Annotated in this window: 4 protein-coding genes; all 4 read right to left on the bottom strand. The window is 62.6% G+C overall.

What is annotated here, in order from left to right:
* On the bottom strand, positions 1-389 hold a 389-nt coding region (locus tag D9C15_RS09485; RefSeq protein WP_205854767.1), incomplete at its 3' end, for a GNAT family N-acetyltransferase.
* A 125-nt stretch (positions 390-514) separates the two neighbouring features.
* Entirely contained in the window at positions 515-922 is a 408-nt protein-coding gene (locus D9C15_RS09480) for a DUF2784 domain-containing protein (protein WP_127997213.1), read from the bottom strand.
* A gap of 157 nt (positions 923-1,079) precedes the next feature.
* On the bottom strand, positions 1,080-1,664 hold the full coding sequence (locus D9C15_RS09475; protein ID WP_127997212.1) for a hypothetical protein: 585 nt from the start codon (positions 1,662-1,664) through the stop codon (positions 1,080-1,082).
* Positions 1,665-1,860: 196 nt separating this feature from the next.
* Positions 1,861-2,253, bottom strand: coding sequence for an SMI1/KNR4 family protein (locus D9C15_RS09470; RefSeq protein WP_127997211.1), 393 nt, complete (start codon positions 2,251-2,253; stop codon positions 1,861-1,863).
* Positions 2,254-2,345: the final 92 nt, after the last annotated feature.

Genomic DNA, 2,345 nt, shown 5'->3' with positions numbered 1-2,345 from the left:
TCGTGGTAACCGTGCTCGTTGTAGAAGCTACGCGCGGCGATGTTGTCTCGGCGCGCCTCGACCCGAATGCGCTCAGAGCCAGCCACAACTGCCGACGCCTCCAACCAAGCTAGCAGCGACGTGCCGACGCCTTGGCGCTGACGCTCCGGACGGACAGCAAACAAGACGAGATGGGCGTCAATCTCCCAGTACTCCATGATGCCGAAGCCGACAAGTTCGCCTTGCTCTCGCACCACTGCCACGTTCGTGTTTGGCGAGGCGATGGCGCGTACTACACGTTCAGGCTGCCAGGACCACGGAAGGCCATGCTCGATCAAGCGACGTGACATGCGCGCAATCTCAACAGCGTCGCTCAGCGAAGCGATGCGGATGTGGAGGTCGGGGGTCACGTGACGCCTAACGTTTGAGCTGAGGCGACCGCCGCGGATTGGCGCTGGGGCCGCGAGGTGCATGATGCCAGCGAGCGCCTCGCGGCCCAAGTGCCAAGCCGTGGAGGGTCGCCTCGAGCGAAGGGTTAGGCGTCGTCGCTCGTGCTCCGGCCCCGCTGCGGTGGATAGCGCCACCATGCCAGCACCACAAGTAGCGCGAACGCTGTGTAGGCCAACGTGAACACCCAGAACGGCGCCTCGTAGAAGATGAGCTTCTGGAGCCAATACTCGATGAAGCTCTGCTCGTAAGCCGCAGCGCCGGCCTGGATGCGAAGCCAAGATTCAAGCGTTGTGAGTGGGCAGAGTTGCCCCAGCCAGGCTTGAACGACGACAACTGTGATAGCCGCGAGATGCGCCAGCCTGAACCACCAGTCGTTGACCCATCGCCAGCCGAGCCAGTTTCCTGCGAGGACAACAACAAGGCCTCCCACCACGAAGAGCACAACTCCGAAGTGGAGGAGAAGGACCGCATCGGCTAGAAGCTGGTAGGGCACGGCTGGTGCCGGATACGACGCCTAACGTTTGAGCTGAGGCGCAGACGCCGGGTTGGCGCTTGGCCCGCGAGCCCGATGATAAGAACCACGGGTTCGCGGGCCAAGTGCCAAGCCGGTGGCTGTCGCCTCCAGCGAAGGGTTAGGCCTCAGCTCGCGGCTACACCTTCGGGCTCATGCGAGCCATAGCTCGCGCGATGTGTGCCTGACGCTCCGCTTGTAGCGCAACCTCGGCTTGATGCACTTGTTCCATCTCCTCTGACAGTGCTTGGACCGCTTCGAGAAGCGCAGTCGTGCCGAAGACGAGTTCGCCTTGTTCGAGCCAGATCTGCCCAGCGTGCTCCTCTGCCAGATTGAAGATGCTCAGTCCTGCAGCAACCCAGCGCTCACGACCGGCGTAGAAGCGGGACTGCTCTGCCAGGTTGTAGTTGATGGAGCGCATCAGGCCCTCAGTGATGCTCTGTCGTCGGTCTTCAGGAAGCTCGTTCACTGCCGCAAGCAGTTGCTCGGTAGAACCGGTGATGAACTTGGCGAAGTACTCCTTGTGCTGGGCTGTGAGAGCTGAGAGCTGCTCAAGGGTTTGCCGCGACTGGGCGATTCCTTCTGGCGAGACCAGTCGATCCGCATCGAGCACATGAGCGAGATCGAGTTGGCGCTGGGCCTGTTCGTACGCAGCGACGGCCTGCATGGCAATGACCAAGAACCGCTGCGAGATCTTCAGCACGTCGAGTTCCGGCGGGTCCATGGGTCCGGGTTCTGAGGCCTAACGTTTGAGCTGAGCGGACGCCACCGGCAAGGCGCTTGGGCCGCGAGGCGGATGATGACTCAAACCGCCCCGCGGCCCAAGCGCCTTGCCGGTGGAGGTCCGCTCGAGCGAAGGGTTAGGCCGCACTCTCGGCGGACGACTGGTGCCGCCGACAAGCCAACGTGGCACCGATTGGCTAGATGCCTTGAAGTTCACTGAAGTCTTCGGCCACTTGCTCCAGTTCGCCCGTTTCGTGCGACCAGAGATGTACAGCTGATTCGAACGAAGTGGCGCCGCGTAGGAAGACCAGTTGATCGCCTGAGCCGTTGGCAGCGATTGCCAGGGCACCTGCCGGGAACCTGGCCCAGCCCCGCAATGACTCGGTCTCGCGAAGTACATGATTGGCCGTTCGGGCAAGGCGCTTTCGGTCGGATGTGTCGGCGATTGGATGCAACTGCCACACATCGTCGAGGACCTCGACCTCGCCTCCGTTCGCCTGAGCCATTGCCGCCCTGTAGGACACCGGTAGTTTGGCGCCGAGCTCGCGCTCAGCTTCATGGATGAATGACTCGGCAAGATCGAACGGCATGTGTGCGGCCTAACGTTTGAGCTGAGGGGCCGTAGCCGGCAAGGCGCTTGGGCCGCGAGGCGCAGCATAGACCACGAGCGCCTCGCGGCCCA

This window comes from Piscinibacter defluvii, assembly GCF_004011805.1.
Taxonomy (GTDB): Bacteria; Pseudomonadota; Gammaproteobacteria; order Burkholderiales; family Burkholderiaceae_C; genus Piscinibacter; species Piscinibacter defluvii.
The sequence above is the reverse complement of the archived record's forward strand: the minus strand, read 5'-3'. Positions and strand labels throughout refer to the sequence as shown.